General features: G+C 64.5%; 1 pseudogene. It reads left to right on the top strand.

The annotated features are described in order from the left end of the window. A pseudogene (locus tag KVT32_RS30325) lies at positions 1-265 on the top strand (ABC transporter ATP-binding protein); the annotation flags it as partial.

The raw sequence follows: 265 nt of genomic DNA, 5'->3' as shown, positions 1-265 counted from the left end.
CAACCCCGACCAGCGCATCAGCGAGGACATCAACACGTTTACCGGGCGCTCCATCCACTTCCTGCTGATCTTCCTGGGCTCGATCATGCAACTGGTGGCGTTCAGCACCGTGCTGTGGTCGATCTCGCGGGTGCTGGTCGGCGTGCTGGCCGTGTACGCGCTGGCGGGCACCGTGGTCGCCCTCTACATCTACGGCAACCCGCTGATCCAGCTGAACTTCCGGCAGTTGCGGCGCGAGGCGGACTTCCGCTTCAGCCTGATGCGC

The organism is Achromobacter sp. GbtcB20 (assembly GCF_019091095.1).
Taxonomy (GTDB): domain Bacteria; phylum Pseudomonadota; class Gammaproteobacteria; order Burkholderiales; family Burkholderiaceae_B; genus Achromobacter; species Achromobacter mucicolens.
This window is presented reverse-complemented; position numbering and strand designations above follow the sequence as displayed.